The organism is Streptomyces sp. NPDC034111, assembly GCF_055575375.1.
On sequence record NZ_JBVIST010000016.1, the window covers coordinates 1 to 14,796 of the forward strand.

Sequence of the window (14,796 nt, forward strand, 5' to 3'; positions counted from 1 at the left end):
GCCCGCATGGCCCTGCGCGGCGACGGCCGCCACCACGTCTCCCTCGACAAGGTCATCAAGACCATGAAGGACACCGGCGCCGACATGAGCGTCAAATACAAGGAGACCGCCCGCGGCGGCCTCGCCGTCAACATCATCGAGTGCTGAACAGGCTCAGGGCAGCCCACACTCAGGGGGTGTCGGGTTTGCCGGGCAACGGTGGCCTCAGCTTTCCGGTGTGTCGCGGGGTGCGATGCGGTAGTTGAACGCGGCGCCGCCGATGTCGAGTGCGGTGGCGCCGCCGTCGACCGTGAGGACCGCGCCGTTGACGAAGGAGGCGGCGGGTGAGAGCAGCCAGCTGATCGCCTCGGCGACCTCGTGCGGCTCGCCGGGGCGGCCTGCGGGGAGGAGGCGGGTGGCTTCCTCGTACGCGGCATCGGTGCCGCCGTCGGCCAGTCCGGCTTCCTCCGCGAAACGTGCCATGCGGCGGTCGGCCATCTCCGTACGTACCCAGCTGGGGCAGACGATGTTGGCGCGCAGACCGTCCCGGCCGTAGTCGACGGCGAGGGAGCGGCAGAGCTGGAGCAGCGCCGCCTTGGACGTCGCATACGCGGCGTTGGCGTCGCCGTTGCGCAGCGCGGAGACGGAGGCGACGGCGACGACGGAGCCGCGTGCCGCCAAGAGGTGTGGCAGGGCGGCGCGTTGGAGGAGGAAGGGGCCGGTGACATTGGTGGTCATGACGGCCTCCCAGTCCGCCAACGACAGATCACCGACGGAGCCACTGCGGGCGATCCCGGCGTTGAGGACCAGGCCGTCGAGGCGGCCGTACGCGGAGACGGCGGCGTCGACGAGCCCCTGCACCGCCTCGGGGTCGGCGGCATCGGAGGGGTGGGCCAGCGCTCCGGTCTCCTCGGCGAGGCGGTGCAGCGGTTCGGGACGGCGGCCGGAGATCACCACCTGGTGGCCGGCCGCCCGCAGCAGCCGGGCGGTGGCGGCGCCGATGCCCGTCCCGCCGCCCGTCACGATGACAACTCGCTGTGGTGCCATGGTGGTTCAAGCCTCCGAGGGTGGTCTCGTACGTCCCGTACGGGGGACGTTACCGCCTCGCGATCATACGGACGGGCCCGAAGCCCCTCCCGGCGTCAGACCGCCTTGAGTTGACGCTCCGCCGCGTCGACGGTCTGGGTGAGCAGGGTGGCGATGGTCATCGGGCCGACGCCGCCGGGGACCGGGGTGATCAGCGAGGCGCGGGTGCTCGCCGACTCGAAGTCGACATCGCCGACGTTGCCGGGGTTGTAGCCGGCGTCGATGACGACGGCGCCGGGCTTGAGGTGCGCGCCGGTGAGGAAGCGCGGCCGGCCGACGGCGGCGACCAGGACATCGGCCTGCTGGGTGAGCGAGGCGAGGTCGGTGGTGTGGGAGTGGCAGTAGGTGACGGTGGCGTTGCGGCCGAGCAGCAGCATCCCGACGGGCTTGCCGAGGATCGCGCTGCGGCCGACCACGACGGCGTGCTTGCCGGCCAGTTCGACGCCGTAGTGGTCGAGAAGGCGCAGGATGCCGCCCGGTGTGCAGGAGACGAAGCCGTCGGCACCGAAGCTCATCGTGGCGAAGGAGTGGTAGGTGACCCCGTCGACGTCCTTCCCGGGGGCGATGGCCTCGAAGGCGGCTCGTTCGTCGATGCGCGGGCCGACCGGGTGCTGGAGGAGGATGCCGTGCACCTCGGGGTCGTCGGAGAGCGCGGTGAGGGTGTCGACCAGCTCCGCGGTCGTCGTGGCGGCGGGCAGGGCGACGTGCCGGGACCGGATCCCGGCCTTCTCGCAGCGGGCGCGCTTCATGCGTACGTACGTCACCGAGGCGGGGTCGTCGCCCACGAGTACGGTCGCCAGGCACGGGGCCTGGCCGGTCTGCTCGGTGAGGGTCGCCGCGCGCTCCGCGGCCTGTTCGACGAGCCGGCGGGCGAGTGCGCTGCCGTCCATGAGGCGGGCGGTAGGGGCCATCGGATACTCCTGGGCGTCGTGACGGATCGCCCAGGCGCGCGGCACTGACCATGCGTGGCCGAGCCGCTCCCCGGTGGTACTCCACCCAAGCGCCAGTCACGGCTCGCCGCCCACTCTAAACGACGCCGGGGAGCGTCCGGGGGTGTGGGCGGGACGCCTCCCCGGCCGGCGGGTCAGGTGCCGTTTCCGTGGCCCGGTGTGCTGAGCGGCGGTGGGGTGGTGGGGGTGGTGGCCTCCCACTGGCTGAGGATTCCGTCCCAGTCGTGCTGGGCGGCGGTGATGGCGTTGGCGTCCCAGGTGGGCTGGGGGTGCTGCTGTGGGCCCTCGTACATCTGGTGCTCCTGGTAGCCCTGGTAATTCTGGTGGTTCTGATAGCTGGGGTAGCCCGAGTGGTTCTCGTAGTTCTGGTACGGCTGCTGTTTCCAGGCTTCATGCTCGTAGTGCTCCCGTGGGGGCTGTGACGGTCGCTCGCGCCAGGCCAGGTGGGTGGCCTCGGGCTGCGGGGGTGGCTGGAGGGTGGCCATCCGGCGGTGACGGCCCGTACGGTCCGGCGGCGTGGCCGGCGCGGTGTGGCGGCTCTCGGCGGACAGCTGCTGGGCGCGCGCCACGAGGATCCGGACGTCGAGACCGAGTTCGTTGGCGAGGGCGGTGAGGTCAACTCCGGTGTGCCAGCTGCTCATCAGGACCGCGTCGAGCGCCGGGGCCCAGGCGGGTTCGGCGATCGGGGGCACGGTGTGCTGGGACGCGGTGTGCTGGGGCGCGGCTGTCTGGGGCGCGGTGGCGGGGCCGGGGGCGGCCGGGCCCGGGGGGTGAGGGGCGGCCGGGCCTGTCGGGTGGGCCGCGGTCTGCTGTGTGGGGGCCTGCTCCCGCGGCGGTGCCTGCTCGCCCGCGGGAGGCTGCTCGGCCGGCTGGTCGAGCAGGCTCTTGGCGACCGCGCGGGCGTCGTCCTTGCCCACCGTGCGGCGGGCCAGGCGCACTTCGCGTTCGTCCAGGCCGAGAAGGTCCGCCACCACCGCGTCACTGCCCACGGTCACGGCGAAGGCGGCCAGGGTCCGCGATCGGCGGGCCTCGGCCTCGTCGAGGAGTCCCTGCGTCCGGCGGACCTCGTCATCGCTGCTGCAAAACGCCTGTGCGAGCACCGCATGGCGCTCCCACAACTCCCTCGGTTCCATGACTGCGACAACGGTCCTTCGTCCGAATTGGACTGCTTCCCAGCAATAGATCACTGCATGAGGTGATATTCGAGGGAGTTATCCCCTCGCCGCCGGGACGGATGTGCGGGGAGCCGCAAAAATACCCAGTGACCCCAGGCCGGAGGAATCGTTTCTACGTCCATGAGCGCCCCTACCTCCGGCACCGTCGCAGGTCACGGACAGACTTTCCTCCCCGGCCCCGCCGCCACGCCCCGGTGGCTCACCGCGGAGATCACCAGGCAGACACCGGTGTACGCGGCCCTGGTACGGCTGTGGACGGCGCGCGCCGCCACCGTCCCCGGAGTCGCCGACCCCGAGTGGCAGCGGCTGATCTCCTACCACTGCCTGATGGAGGAGACCGAGGCCGCGCTCACCGCCCTCCGGCCGCACCGCGCGCCCGATGTGCTGCCGTCACGCAAACCGATCCCGGCCGCCCGCCCCGCCCCTCTGGACGCCTGAGCCCCCGCACACCGGTCCGTGCCGGTGCCGTGGGCGCCGCCCACGGCCGGCGACCTGAAGCGGCACCCGCCCCGGAGTACCGTTGAGTTGTCGAGATTTCCCGCTGTCCGGCCTCCGCGCCGTCAGCGGCTTTGACCAGCGACGGAGCCCGGGTGAGCGGGACGGATGACACGGACTTCAGCCCGATCGGGGTGATCGGGCGGGTGACCGTGTCGATCCCGACCGACGGGCCGGGTGAGGTGCTGCTGCCGGTGCGCGGCGGAACCGAGGCCTTCGCCGCCTGGTCCCCCACGCCCATCGCCCGGCACACGCAGGTCATCGTGGTGGACCACACCTCGGCGCGGTCGGTGATCGTCGCGCCGCTGCCCGCCACCTGACCGCACCCGGCCAGGGCCGTCCCATGGGCGTGCCCCTTCTCGCCCGGCCGTTCCCGCACCCCGGGGCCGGCCGCAGCGGACCAGGAGCGTACCAATGCTCTTCTGGCATGTTCCGGCGCCGAACGAGGCGCTGTTGATCTCCGGCTCGAAGCGCCGTGCCGGGGACGCCCAATTCCGTATCGTCACGGGTCATGGCTGCTGGGTCATGCCCGTCAGACAGAAGACGAGCGTGCTGTCGCTGTCGCTGCGGGAGGCGGAGATCTCCGAGGACTGCGTCACCCAGCAGGGGATCCGGCTCGCCGTACGGGCGGTGGCCGTGTTCAAGGTCGGTGACGACCCGACGTCGATCGCCAACGCCGCGCGACGGTTCCTGGACGAGCAGGCCACCATGGAAGAGCTGGTGGGGCGGATCTTCGCCGGGCATCTGCGCTCGATCGTCGGCGGACTGACCGTCGAGCAGATCATCCGGGAGCGGGACCGGGTCGCCCAGGAGGTCAAGGACGGCAGCCACTCGGAGATGGAGAAGCTCGGCATCGTCGTCGACGCCCTCCAGATCCAGGAGATCGGTGACACCTCCGGCTACATCACCAATCTCGCCGCCCCGCACGCCGCTGCGGTGGCCAGCGCCGCCCGGATCGCGCAGGCCAAGGCCGACCAGGAAGCGACCGAGCGGGAACAGCAGGCGGCGGCGCTCAAGGCGGAGTACGAGCGGGACACCGCGATCAAGCGGGCCGGCTTCCTCGCCGAGACCGAGCAGTACAACGCCCGCGCCGCCCAGGCCGGCCCGCTGGCCCAGGCCACGGCCTCTCAGGAGGTCATCGAGGAGCAGACCGCGCTGGCCGAGCGGCAGGCCTCGCTCGCCGCCCAGCGCCTGGAGGCCGAGGTGCGCCGCCCCGCGGACGCCGAGGCCTACCGGCTGCGCACGCTGGCGGAGGCACAGCGCGACCAGGTCCGCTTCGAGGCGGACGGCCGCGCGTACGGCGAACGGACCGTCGCCCAGGCCCGGGCGGAAGCGAACAAGGTCCTGGCCGGCTCGCTTCGGAACGGCAACCAGGAGCTGATCGCCGCCAACCGCACCGTGGAGAACCTTCCGGCGCTGGCCGAGGCCGCCGCCGAGGGCATCTCCGGCGCCCGGCTGACCGTGCTCAACGGCACCGACGGCATCAACGAGATCGCCTCCGCCCTCATCGGCCAGGGACTGGCCATCCTCGACACCCTCAAGCAGGCTCCGGGCATGACGACCGGCCCGTCCGGCTCCACGCCTCCCCTGGGTGACGGCGCCGGTTTGCGCCCCCCGAGGATGGCCCGGCTGAAGCAGGAGGGCACCGGCTCCGGGCCGTAGCGGGGCCCCCAGGCGGCCCCAACTCCCGTACCACGGCTGCCCCGGCGGCCCGGTGCGCGGCGCGGTCTCCGGAACATTCCGGCACCGCCAGGTCATGATGCGGTCAGGAGCCGGGAACGGTGCCACGGCAGCGCCGTCCCGGGTGGCAGCAACGACGCAGTGAAGGTGCCTCAGATGTCGAAACCCCCGCTTCCCGACACCGCAACCGCCATGCTGGCCCAGCCCAATCCCGCCGTCATCACCACGCTGCGGCCGGACGGCCAGCCGGTGTCCACGGCCACCTGGTACCTCTGGGAGGACGGCCGGGTGCTGGTCAACATGGACGAGGGCCGCAAGCGGCTGGAGCATGTACGCAACGACCCACGGGTCACCCTCACGGTCCTCGACGAGGGCAACTGGTACACCCATCTCAGCCTCATCGGCCGGGTCGCCGAAATCCGGGACGACACGGAACTGGCCGATATCGACCGGCTGGCACAGCGCTACATCGGGCGGCAGTACCCGCAGCGGGACCGCGGCCGGGTCAGCGCCTGGATCGAGGTCGACCGCTGGCACGGGTGGGGCCGGCTGAAGGACAGCCGCCAGGCCGGGTGAGGAGCCGGCGCCGCGTCAGCCGGCGCTCTTCTGCTGGAGGTAGGCGGCGACATCGGCCACATCGTCGGAGATCTGAAAGAGCCCGTTGATGTCGGCGGTGGCTGTGGCGGCGCCGTTGACCCCGGCGAAGAAGACGTCGAAGCGGCCCTTGCCGGTCTCCAGATAGCCGGCGGTGGTCTCGGCGCCCACGGCCAGCCGGTCGTTGAGCGCATCGCCGCCCGCCGCGGTGCCGGTCTTGGCGAAGACCTTGCCGCGCGACGGGCAGTGGCGGCAGGAGTCCGCCAGCGTCCCGTCGACGCCCAGCAGCGGCAGGGCCTCGCGGAAGCGCCGGGCGTCGGCGGTGTGCTGCCAGTACGTCAGGATCTGTGCCAGGGCCCGCGGGGTGGTCCGGTCGGCCGGATTGCCGCCCCGGCCGTCGGCGAGCTGTACGGCCTTGCGGTCCACCTTCGCGCTGTCCAGGAACGCGGCGAGCACCGGGAATCCGTCATCGCACTCGGTGCTTTTCCTGCTCGTCGCCATCAGACAGATCCCGAGGTTCGCCCCGAGGTTGTGGCTGACCTTGAGGATGAGCTTGGCGTATTCGGCGTACGGCGGGGAGGTGTACCGGGCCACCGCGGGTGCGCCCTGGTAGGAGCGGGGCAGCCGGGCGGCGGGGTTGGGGCCGACGGGGCTCGCGGTGACCTGGACCCCGGCCCGCTTCAGCGCCTCGATCAGGGCGGTCCGGCCGAAGGCGTTCGGGTCCTTGACCGGTGCGATCCGCAGGACGGGCGCGGAGCCCGCGGCGATGGTGCCGGACAGCTGGATCCGGGTGCCGTCGGGGGAGGTTCGCACGGCGACGGCGGTGGGCTCGCCCGCCGCGACGGTGCGGACGGACGAGGTGACCCGGTACGGCGCGACCTTCGGGCGTACCTCCAGGGCGGCGGGCGCACCGGCGGCGCGCCCGGGGGACGTCAGCAGGTCGATGACGTTGTCGTTGATGATCATCGGGGTGGGCGTGGGGTCCAGCGCGGGGTCGGGCCGGAACAACCGTGCGTCGACGATCACTTCACCGCTGACCCGCCGGATCCCCGCGTCACGCACCTGCCGGGCGAGCTGGTCGATGCCGGCCAGCGGGTCCTGCGGGGTGAGGGTGGCACCGGGAACGTCGTTGGCGTAGGTGTGGTCGATGGAGGTGAAGGCCACGGTGCCGTTCTTGCGGGTCCGGCCGCCGAGGGTCAGGTCCCCCTGGGCGACCAGCGCCAGATCGCCCTTGAGCGTGCCGTTACGGCGCCGTCCGACGGCGTACACCGGGGTCACGAAGCGGTGGTCGCCGCCGAGGGTGCGCCAGGTGCCGCTGACGCTGAAGAGTTTGGCCGCGGAGCCGGGGATGAAGAACTGGTCGGCGTAGCGGGAGTGCACCACCTTGCCGGTCCGCGGGTTCTGCTGGAACAGCCCCCACTGGGCGTGCCGGTACGCAGGCTTGCGCATCACCGCCGTGATCCGCGGGTCGAGTTGGCCGCGGACCGGCGGAGGTGACGGGGCCGGCGACGGAGCGGCCTGGACGAGGCCGGTGACGACGGCGCCGACGGCCAGCAGCACGGCCAGACCGCGCGCGGTGCGCCGGGAGATCCTCCGGCGCGTGAGGGAGGGTGACATGCGGACTCCACCGAGGGTGCGTCCCCTCGCGTCACTGCCGCGGGGGACCGGCTGTTGCGGCCTGCGGTGTGTGGCCGCAGCCGGTGTGTGGGGGCATGCAGTGGGCCCGGGACGGTTTCCCGGGCCCACTGGCCGACTGCCTGGCGGGGATCAGAGGAGCCCGAGCAGACCGAGGCCGAGCAGGCCGTCCCGGCCGCGGCCGTCGCCGTCGCGGTACCCGTCGCGGTCGTCACCGTCGCGGTACCCGTCGCGTCCGTAACCGTCGCGCCCGTACCCGTCGCGGCCGTAGCCATCGCGGCCATAGCCGTCGCGGCCGTAACCGTCGCGGCCATATCCGTCGTAGCCGTCGTGACCGCCGTGGCCGGAGCGGCCGTGGCTGTTGTGGTGCCGGTTGTGGCCGCTGTGTCCGATGCGACCGTTGCCGTGGTGGTGCTGGTTGCCGTGGTGGCCCCGGTCGCAGCCGTGCCCGGGGCACAGGGCGCTCTGTGTGCTGCTGGGGGCCGCGGGTGCGGCGGTGGCGGCGCCTGCCGTCGGCACCGCCAGGGCAGCCGCGGTCAGGCCGGCCACTGCGAGGCCGCGAGGGATCGAACGGAGCATGTTTCCACCTTCACTCGACTCTGCAGAAAAGGAATATCTTCTGCAAAGGCGACCATAATGTGACTTTTGTCCATCTACCTGCGACCCGCCGCGGAGTCACTGGAACGCACCACGCACACCGGCGACCTACCCGGGCGGTTCAGGCGCCCGCCGCCCCGTCCTTCGGCAGGCTCTCCAGCAGGCCCCCCAGGGCGTCGGCCACCAGTGCGCAGATCGTGTCGGGGTCGGCGCTCGCCAGCGGTTCCTTGCCGACCACCACACGCATCAAGCCAATTCCCAGCAGCCAGGACAGCGCCAGATCGGCGCGCAGTGCGCCGTTGTCGGACGGGGAGAGCGTGGCGAGCACATCCGCGTACTCCTCCCCCAGCCCGCGCAGCGCCTCCGCGATCTCATCGCTGCCGCCGATGGAGCGCAGACACACCTCCAGCGAGCGGTCGGCGCCCCCGCCTCCGTCGGCCAGCATGCCGCGCAGTGCGACCTCGAACAGCCGCTCGGCGGGGGTGGTCCGCAGCTGCTCCTGCCCGCCGCGCGCCATCACCTCTCCGAACAGGGCCTTCTTCGAACCGAAGTAGCGGAACAGCAGCGCCTGATTGGCTCCGGCCCGGGCGGCGATATCGCGCACCGTCGTCCGCTCGTAACCGCGCTCGGCGAACAGTTCCGATGCGGCATCGAGCAGCCGCAGCCGGGTGCCCTGGGCACTCCGGCGGCGCTGTGTACCCGCCGTGCCGTGCTGGGAGGTCTCCCCCACGTCTCGTCACGCTCCTTTCCGACGGTCCGTCACCATGACGGCCGCAATACGCCGTTGACCACGCCGACATGGCGTCCTACCTTAAGTAAGCAGGTGCTTACACAAGGGAGGCCGCCTTGACCACAGCCGACACAGCACCCCTCTCCTACCCCTTCAATGTTGCCGAGAGCCTTGAGCTGTCCGACGAGTACGAGCGGGTCCGCAATCGCCCGGGACTGCTCAAGGTCCGGATGGCGTACGGCGAACCGGCCTGGCTCGTCACCCGTTACGCCGAAGCCCGCTTCGTCCTCGGCGATCAGCGCTTCAGCCGCGCCGAGGGCGCCCTGCACGACGAGCCCCGGCAGTCCGAGGGCCGCCGCGACAGCGGCATCCTGGGCATGGACCCGCCCGACCACACCCGGCTGCGGACGCTGGTGGCCAAGGCGTTCACCGTCCGTCAGGTCGAAAAGCTCAGGCCGCAGGTCAGAGAGCTGACGAAGGAACTCCTCGACGAACTGGAGGCCGTCGGGCCGCCGGTCGACCTGGTGGACCGTTATGCGCTGCCCATCCCCGTCGCGGTGATCTGCCGGCTGCTCGGCGTACCGGCCGAGGACCGGCCGCGCTTCCGGGTGTGGAGCGACGCCGCGCTGTCGACGAGCTCCCTGACCGCCGAGGAGTTCGATGCCAATCTCGAAGAACTCCGCGGCTATATGCGGCAGTTGATCGAGGAGCACCGGCGGGCCCCGCAGGACGACCTGATGACGGCGCTCATCGATGCCCGCGATGTCGGCGACCGGCTCTCGGAACTCGAACTCGTCGACCTCTGCGTCGGCATCCTGGTCGCCGGGCACGAGACCACCGCCACCCAGATCCCCAACTTCGTCCTCGCCCTCCTGGACCACCCGGGCCAGCTCGCCCTGCTGCGCGAGCGGCCCGAGCTGATCGGCAACGCCGTCGAGGAGTTACTCCGTTTCGTCCCGCTGGGCAGTGGAGCGGGCCAGCCCCGTTACGCCAAGGAGGACATCGAGGTCGGCGGCACGCTGGTGCGGGCCGGCGAACCGGTCCTGGTCGCCGTGGGCGCGGCGAACCGCGATGCGCTGCGCTTCGATGCGCCCGGCACGCTGGACATCGCCCGGTCCGGGAACCAGCACCTCGGCTTCGGCCACGGTGTCCACCACTGCCTGGGCGCCCCGTTGGCCCGTCTGGAGCTCCAGGAGGCGCTCGGCGCCCTGATCGCCCGCTTCCCGAAGCTGCACCTGGCGGGCGATGTGGAGTGGAAGAGCCAGATGCTGGTGCGCGGCCCGCGGGTCATGCCGGTGGGGTGGTGAGCGAGGTGACCTGGAGAGTGGAGATCGATCCGCAGCAGTGCATCGCCTCGGGCTCCTGCGCCGCCATCGCCCCGGATCTCTTCGTCCTCGACGGTGCCCACGCCCGGCCGCTCAACGAGCTGATCGAGGAGGACGAGCGCGCGCTGGACGCGGCCGATGTCTGCCCGGCGATGGCGATCACCGTCCGCGACGGTGAGCGCGTCATCGGCCCCCGTCCGTAGTCCGGCACCGGCCCGTCGCACGGCTGCTGGTGCGGCCGCGCGACGGGCTCCTGCGATCCCCGGTCGGCAGCGCCTCAGCGCCGTCGGGCGTTGCCGAGGGCTCTGCGTACTCCGTAGGCGGCGGCGCCGGCCGCGAGTACGGCGGCGCCGCTGACCACGGACGTCATGGGGAGGGCGAAGGCCAGGGCCAGGCAGCCGGCCAGGCCGAGTACCGGGACGATGCGGGGCGGGCGGTTCTCCGCTGCGGTGAGGGTCAGGGCGGCCGCGTTGGCGACGGCGTAGTAGGCCAGCACGCCGAAGGAGGAGAAGCCGATCGCGGCACGTACGTCAGCGGTCGCGGCGAGGAGCGCCACGACGGTGCCGACCGCGAGTTCGGCGCGGTGCGGCACATGGAAGCGGGGGTGCACGGCGGCGAGCGCATGCGGCAGATGCCGGTCCCTGGCCATCGCCAGGGTCGTACGGGAGACGCCGAGGATCAGCGCGAGCAGCGAGCCCAGCGCCGCCGCTGCGGCACCCGCCCGTACCAGCGGGACCAACGCCGGGGCGCCGGCCGCGCGTACGGCGTCGGCCAGCGGGGCGGCGGCGCCGGCGAGCCGGCCGGGGCCGAGCACCGCCAGCACCGCGACGGCCACCGCCGCGTACACCACCAGCGTGATGCCCAGGGCCAGCGGGATGGCACGGGGGATGGTGCGCGCGGGGTCGCGCACCTCCTCGCCGAGGGTGGCGATCCGCGCGTATCCGGCGAACGCGAAGAACAGCAGTCCGGCCGCCTGGAGCACCCCGCCGACGGTGGCGTCCGCGCCCGGGTCCAGGCGGACCGCCTCGGCCGTGCCGCCGGTCAGACAGACGGTGACCACCGCGGCCAGGACGGCGAGGACCACCGCGACCACGGCCCGGGTGAACCAGGCGGACTTCTGCACCCCCGCGTAGTTCACCGCGGTCAGTGCCACCACGGCCGCCGCGGCCACCGCATGCGCCTGCCCCGGCCATACGTACAGCCCGACGGTGAGCGCCATCGCCGCGCAGGAGGCGGTCTTGCCGATGATGAAGCCCCATCCGGCGAGGTAGCCCCAGAAGGCGCCCAGCCGCTCGCGGCCGTAGACATAGGTGCCGCCCGACGCGGGGTAGCGGGCGGCCAGCCGGGCCGAGGAGGTCGCATTGCAGTACGCGACCACCGCCGCTCCGGCCAGCCCGAGCAGCAGCCCGGAGCCCGCCGCGCGCGCCGCCGGCGCCAGGGCCGCGAAGATCCCCGCGCCGATCATGGCTCCCAGCCCGATCATCACGGCGTCGAAGACCCCCAGCCGCCGCTTCAGCCCACCCTCATGGGCCGGGACCGCCTGCGTCATCGCCCGCTCCTCACCGCAGTCGCCGTCACGGCGCACAGTCTGCCGGGTAGGGCTGCGGCGGCGGCAGGGTCCCCCGCCTACCGCGGCCGGCCGTGGCTCATACGGTCTCCTCCGCGCGGCTCTCCACGTCCTCGATGCCGACGGGACGGCCGGCCCGCGCCCAGCGGACGTACAGACCGGCGGCGATCAGCACGGTGGCGGCCAGCGACAGCACCGGCCAGCCGCGCAGCAGGTTCACCACGAGGGTGAAGGCGACGGCGGCGGCCGCGAGCGCGTTGGTCCAGGCGAGCGCCGGCTTGCGCTCGGTACGGGCGAAGCGGGCCATGGCGACCAGGCCGACCAGGAAGCTGACGAAGACGGCGACGGCGTAGAAGAGGACCAGCTCCTGCTCCTCGCCGGCCGCGGCGCAGATGATCAGGGCTGCGGCGGCCAGGTAGACGACCACCGACCAGTACGGGGTGTGGTGCTTGTTGGTGCGCCCGAGCCACGGCGGCAGGACCCCCGGCGCACCGGCCGTCCCCGCCAGCGCCTTCAGCAGGCCGGGCCCGGCCTGGAAGGACGAGCTGGCGGCGGCGAGCAGCAGCAGGGAGCTGGTCAGCTGGAAGGCCCCGTACAGCCAGCCGGGGCCGACGGCGGCGTGTGCGATATCGGCGATCTGGGTCGAGTCGGTACCGGGGATCCCGATGTGCAGCCGTACGGAGAGTGCGGTGAGCGCGAGGGTCAGACCCCCGACGATGACGAGCAGCAGGGCGAGGGTGCCGCGCCCGAAGCGGCGCCGGTGGGTGTCGTCCAGCTGCCCGAGCTGGGCGATCGCGGTGGAGGGGGCCTCGACCCCGGTGGCCAGGGCCATGGCGACGGGAAACGCGAGGACGACGGCGAGCACGGCGGAGTGGCCGGGGTCGGCGCTCGGGGCGGCGTGGCCCGCTCCGTGCGGCGCGACGAAGCCCTGGACCACCACGGCCACGGAGACCGCGACGAACACCACCGTCATCAGGGCGAACAGCAGCCTGCCGCCGTGCCCGAACCAGGTCAGCCCGGCCACCAGCACCAGCAGTAGGAGGGCCAACGGGACGCGTACCGGGGCGAGTTCGGGGAAGAGGGCGATCACGGCGCTGGCCGCGGCCGAGATCGATATCCCGATGGTGAGGACGAAGTCGACGACCAGCGCGCCGATGGGCAGGAAGGTCCAGCGCGGCCCGAAGGCCCGCCCGGCCGCCGCCGCCGCGCCTCCGCCCTTGGGGAAACGCCGTACCAGCTGCCAGTAGTTGGCGGTGACCACCGCGACCAGCCCCACCACCAGGGACATGGTCGGCAGCAGCAGCGCCAGATCGCCGTGGAGGGCACGCAGTGCGGCCTCGATCGCGTAGGCGACGGACGAGACCGGATCGGCGATCACCGCGAAGGCGAACGCGAAGAACAGCACGGAGCGCCGGGTAGCACGGCCCGTGACCGGCGCGGACACGGTGGAGCCGGAACGAACCCGCCCGGTGAGCGACATAGCGGTGATCCGCCTTTCAGCCATGGTGGCGCAAGTGACGGCGCACCTTGCGCATCACTTCGCCGACCAGGCTTCCCGGCACACCGCCATCAAGGACCGGCCGTGGACCGCCGGTGCGCCGGGGTGCCTACGGTGCCGAGCGCGGTTCCAATGGAGAGAGGAACCCGGCCGCATGCACCCGCGCCCGCCGGTGCGTCGTTGCGGCCTGCCGTCGGCGAGGAGGCCTCAGCCATGACCATCGCGACGCGTCTGCTGACCGCTCTTCCGGCCTCCGATCGTGAGCGTCTGATGGCGCTGGCCGACGAGGTCTATTTCGAGCAGGACACCAGGATCTTCGAGGAGGGCGGCACCGCCGACCGTTTCTGGGTGCTGCGCTCGGGGTCGGTGTCGCTCGACCTCGATGTGCCGGGCCGGCGCCATGTCTCGGTCGCCACGCTCGGGCCCGGCGATCTGCTCGGCTGGTCATGGCTGTTCCCGCCGCACCGTTGGGACTTCGGCGCCGAGGCGTTCAGCCCCGTACGCGCCTATGAATTCGACGGGGCCGCGGTGCGGGCCCTCTGTGAGAGCGAACCCGCCCTCGGCCTCCGGCTGGTCCGTACGATCACCGAAATCCTCGCCGGCCGGCTCCAGGCGACCCGCACCCGGCTGATCGACCAGTACGCGGCCGTCCGGCGGGTCGCTTCGCCCTAGGCCGAGCAGTCGTTCCGGCCTGGCGGGGGCGAGCTGGGGTCCCGCGAGCGCCGGTGGTGCAACGCCCGGGAGTCCCTTGCACCCCGTGCTCCCCAACCCTCCCTTCGGAGGACACAGAACCAGGGGCGCGCACGGGCGCCGGCCCGCCCTCGGCGCCTGCCTGCCTCTTCTGCCCCGCAGGTCACCGGCGTGTCCGCAGGTCCGAGCGGTCGACAAGAGCGGCGACCAGGCCACGGCAGCCACTTTGCGTCATTGATCCAGCGCACTGAGTAATCAACTCATCGCACGGAGAGAGTCCCGCCGACGCCGGGCCGACCGAGTGCCCGGGCCGACCAGGAGGACCAGATGAGCACACTCTCCAAGCGGCGCACCCGGATTGCCCGTACGGCCGCCGCGGTGGCAACAGCGGTGGCCGCCCTGGCACTGCCACTCGGCGCGGGAGCGGCCCATGCCGCCGCCCCGACCGCACCCGGCGCCGACTGGGCGCTGCCACCGGGCGTGATCAAGCTGCAGGACGGCGAGCCCTGCCCGCCCGCGACCCTGTGCCTGTACCGCGACTACGGCAACTCGGGCCCCGCATACGGGATCGGGGCCGGCTTCAACGTCGATCTGCGTACCCTGCCCATGCTCGGCAGCAACGGTCCGACCGCCGCCAACACCGTGTCCTCCTGGGTGAACAACACGGCGAGCTCCGCCGTGCTCGTCGACATCGACACCCAGCAGCTCCGCACGCTCTTCCCCGGCCAGCAGCTCCAGGAGCCGCCGTTCTCGAACGACACCGTCGACGCGGTCGGCTGGCCGGGCTAGCACCGG

At 72.4% G+C, this 14,796-nt stretch carries 17 protein-coding genes and 1 riboswitch; of the genes, 9 read left to right on the top strand and 8 right to left on the bottom strand.

From position 1 onward, the window contains the following. Positions 1-147 (top strand): L-serine ammonia-lyase, iron-sulfur-dependent, subunit alpha (locus ACZ55A_RS27805; protein WP_468841591.1); only part of this gene is annotated, 147 nt, incomplete at its 5' end. 57 nt (positions 148-204) lie between these two features. Here ACZ55A_RS27805 and ACZ55A_RS27810 read toward each other — a convergent pair. From ACZ55A_RS27810 to ACZ55A_RS27820, 3 genes are all read right to left on the bottom strand, one after another. After that, positions 205-1,026 carry an SDR family NAD(P)-dependent oxidoreductase gene (locus tag ACZ55A_RS27810; protein ID WP_468845482.1) on the bottom strand — a complete coding sequence of 274 codons (822 nt, stop codon included), beginning with the start codon at positions 1,024-1,026 and terminating at the stop codon, positions 205-207. 95 nt (positions 1,027-1,121) lie between these two features. After that, positions 1,122-1,976, bottom strand: a complete 855-nt coding sequence (locus ACZ55A_RS27815; RefSeq protein WP_468845484.1) for a bifunctional 5,10-methylenetetrahydrofolate dehydrogenase/5,10-methenyltetrahydrofolate cyclohydrolase — start codon at positions 1,974-1,976, stop codon at positions 1,122-1,124. A gap of 21 nt (positions 1,977-1,997) precedes the next feature. Continuing rightward, a riboswitch (ZMP/ZTP riboswitch) is annotated at positions 1,998-2,086 on the bottom strand. Positions 2,087-2,149: 63 nt separating this feature from the next. After that, positions 2,150-3,148, bottom strand: a complete 999-nt coding sequence (locus ACZ55A_RS27820; protein WP_468845486.1) for a hypothetical protein — start codon at positions 3,146-3,148, stop codon at positions 2,150-2,152. A 162-nt stretch (positions 3,149-3,310) separates the two neighbouring features. On the opposite strand from ACZ55A_RS27820, the gene ACZ55A_RS27825 reads away from it, so the two are divergent. The 4 genes from ACZ55A_RS27825 to ACZ55A_RS27840 all read left to right on the top strand — a co-directional run bounded on the left by ACZ55A_RS27825 (position 3,311) and on the right by ACZ55A_RS27840 (position 5,941). After that, positions 3,311-3,628, top strand: a complete 318-nt coding sequence (locus ACZ55A_RS27825) for a hypothetical protein (RefSeq protein ID WP_468845488.1) — start codon at positions 3,311-3,313, stop codon at positions 3,626-3,628. A gap of 152 nt (positions 3,629-3,780) precedes the next feature. Continuing rightward, positions 3,781-4,005 (top strand): hypothetical protein, encoded by a 225-nt coding sequence (locus ACZ55A_RS27830; RefSeq protein WP_468845490.1) that lies wholly within the window; start codon positions 3,781-3,783, stop codon positions 4,003-4,005. Positions 4,006-4,099: 94 nt separating this feature from the next. Then, on the top strand, positions 4,100-5,347 hold the full coding sequence (locus tag ACZ55A_RS27835) for an SPFH domain-containing protein (protein WP_468845492.1): 1,248 nt from the start codon (positions 4,100-4,102) through the stop codon (positions 5,345-5,347). A gap of 174 nt (positions 5,348-5,521) precedes the next feature. Continuing rightward, positions 5,522-5,941 carry a PPOX class F420-dependent oxidoreductase gene (locus ACZ55A_RS27840; RefSeq protein WP_468845495.1) on the top strand — a complete coding sequence of 140 codons (420 nt, stop codon included), beginning with the start codon at positions 5,522-5,524 and terminating at the stop codon, positions 5,939-5,941. A 15-nt stretch (positions 5,942-5,956) separates the two neighbouring features. Here ACZ55A_RS27840 and dacB read toward each other — a convergent pair whose 3' ends face one another. From dacB to ACZ55A_RS27855, 3 genes are all read right to left on the bottom strand, one after another. Continuing rightward, positions 5,957-7,576: a D-alanyl-D-alanine carboxypeptidase/D-alanyl-D-alanine endopeptidase gene (gene dacB / locus ACZ55A_RS27845; protein WP_468845497.1), complete on the bottom strand. Its 1,620-nt coding sequence runs from the start codon at positions 7,574-7,576 to the stop codon at positions 5,957-5,959. 150 nt (positions 7,577-7,726) lie between these two features. Continuing rightward, positions 7,727-8,173 carry a hypothetical protein gene (locus ACZ55A_RS27850; RefSeq protein ID WP_468845500.1) on the bottom strand — a complete coding sequence of 149 codons (447 nt, stop codon included), beginning with the start codon at positions 8,171-8,173 and terminating at the stop codon, positions 7,727-7,729. Between the two features lie 139 nt (positions 8,174-8,312). Continuing rightward, the gene (locus ACZ55A_RS27855) at positions 8,313-8,921 is read right to left on the bottom strand and encodes a TetR/AcrR family transcriptional regulator (protein ID WP_468845502.1); all 609 of its coding nucleotides are present in this window, start codon (positions 8,919-8,921) and stop codon (positions 8,313-8,315) included. A gap of 116 nt (positions 8,922-9,037) precedes the next feature. Between ACZ55A_RS27855 and ACZ55A_RS27860 the strand changes: the two genes are divergently transcribed. Next, the gene (locus ACZ55A_RS27860; protein WP_468845504.1) at positions 9,038-10,228 is read left to right on the top strand and encodes a cytochrome P450; all 1,191 of its coding nucleotides are present in this window, start codon (positions 9,038-9,040) and stop codon (positions 10,226-10,228) included. Positions 10,229-10,233: 5 nt separating this feature from the next. Continuing rightward, the gene (locus ACZ55A_RS27865; protein WP_468845506.1) at positions 10,234-10,449 is read left to right on the top strand and encodes a ferredoxin; all 216 of its coding nucleotides are present in this window, start codon (positions 10,234-10,236) and stop codon (positions 10,447-10,449) included. 74 nt (positions 10,450-10,523) lie between these two features. Here the strand turns inward: ACZ55A_RS27865 and ACZ55A_RS27870 are convergent, their stop codons facing one another. Both ACZ55A_RS27870 and ACZ55A_RS27875 read right to left on the bottom strand, forming a co-directional pair. After that, positions 10,524-11,795: an APC family permease gene (locus tag ACZ55A_RS27870; protein ID WP_468845508.1), complete on the bottom strand. Its 1,272-nt coding sequence runs from the start codon at positions 11,793-11,795 to the stop codon at positions 10,524-10,526. 97 nt (positions 11,796-11,892) lie between these two features. After that, positions 11,893-13,218, bottom strand: coding sequence for an amino acid permease (locus ACZ55A_RS27875; protein ID WP_468845511.1), 1,326 nt, complete (start codon positions 13,216-13,218; stop codon positions 11,893-11,895). 306 nt (positions 13,219-13,524) lie between these two features. Here ACZ55A_RS27875 and ACZ55A_RS27880 point away from each other — a divergent pair, with 306 nt between their 5' ends. Next, the gene (locus ACZ55A_RS27880; RefSeq protein WP_468845513.1) at positions 13,525-13,983 is read left to right on the top strand and encodes a cyclic nucleotide-binding domain-containing protein; all 459 of its coding nucleotides are present in this window, start codon (positions 13,525-13,527) and stop codon (positions 13,981-13,983) included. Positions 13,984-14,328: 345 nt separating this feature from the next. Then, positions 14,329-14,790 (top strand): peptidase inhibitor family I36 protein, encoded by a 462-nt coding sequence (locus tag ACZ55A_RS27885; protein ID WP_468845516.1) that lies wholly within the window; start codon positions 14,329-14,331, stop codon positions 14,788-14,790. The last annotated feature ends 6 nt before the right edge of the window (positions 14,791-14,796 follow it).

Coding starts and splice junctions, on each gene's coding strand:
- ACZ55A_RS27810 (WP_468845482.1), bottom strand. CDS start 1,026: ATGGCACCACAGCGAGTTGTCATCGTGACGGGCGGCGGGACGGGCATC.
- ACZ55A_RS27815 (WP_468845484.1), bottom strand. CDS start 1,976: ATGGCCCCTACCGCCCGCCTCATGGACGGCAGCGCACTCGCCCGCCGG.
- ACZ55A_RS27820 (WP_468845486.1), bottom strand. CDS start 3,148: ATGGAACCGAGGGAGTTGTGGGAGCGCCATGCGGTGCTCGCACAGGCG.
- ACZ55A_RS27825 (WP_468845488.1), top strand. CDS start 3,311: ATGAGCGCCCCTACCTCCGGCACCGTCGCAGGTCACGGACAGACTTTC.
- ACZ55A_RS27835 (WP_468845492.1), top strand. CDS start 4,100: ATGCTCTTCTGGCATGTTCCGGCGCCGAACGAGGCGCTGTTGATCTCC.
- ACZ55A_RS27840 (WP_468845495.1), top strand. CDS start 5,522: ATGTCGAAACCCCCGCTTCCCGACACCGCAACCGCCATGCTGGCCCAG.
- dacB (WP_468845497.1), bottom strand. CDS start 7,576: ATGTCACCCTCCCTCACGCGCCGGAGGATCTCCCGGCGCACCGCGCGC.
- ACZ55A_RS27850 (WP_468845500.1), bottom strand. CDS start 8,173: ATGCTCCGTTCGATCCCTCGCGGCCTCGCAGTGGCCGGCCTGACCGCG.
- ACZ55A_RS27870 (WP_468845508.1), bottom strand. CDS start 11,795: ATGACGCAGGCGGTCCCGGCCCATGAGGGTGGGCTGAAGCGGCGGCTG.
- ACZ55A_RS27880 (WP_468845513.1), top strand. CDS start 13,525: ATGACCATCGCGACGCGTCTGCTGACCGCTCTTCCGGCCTCCGATCGT.
- ACZ55A_RS27885 (WP_468845516.1), top strand. CDS start 14,329: ATGAGCACACTCTCCAAGCGGCGCACCCGGATTGCCCGTACGGCCGCC.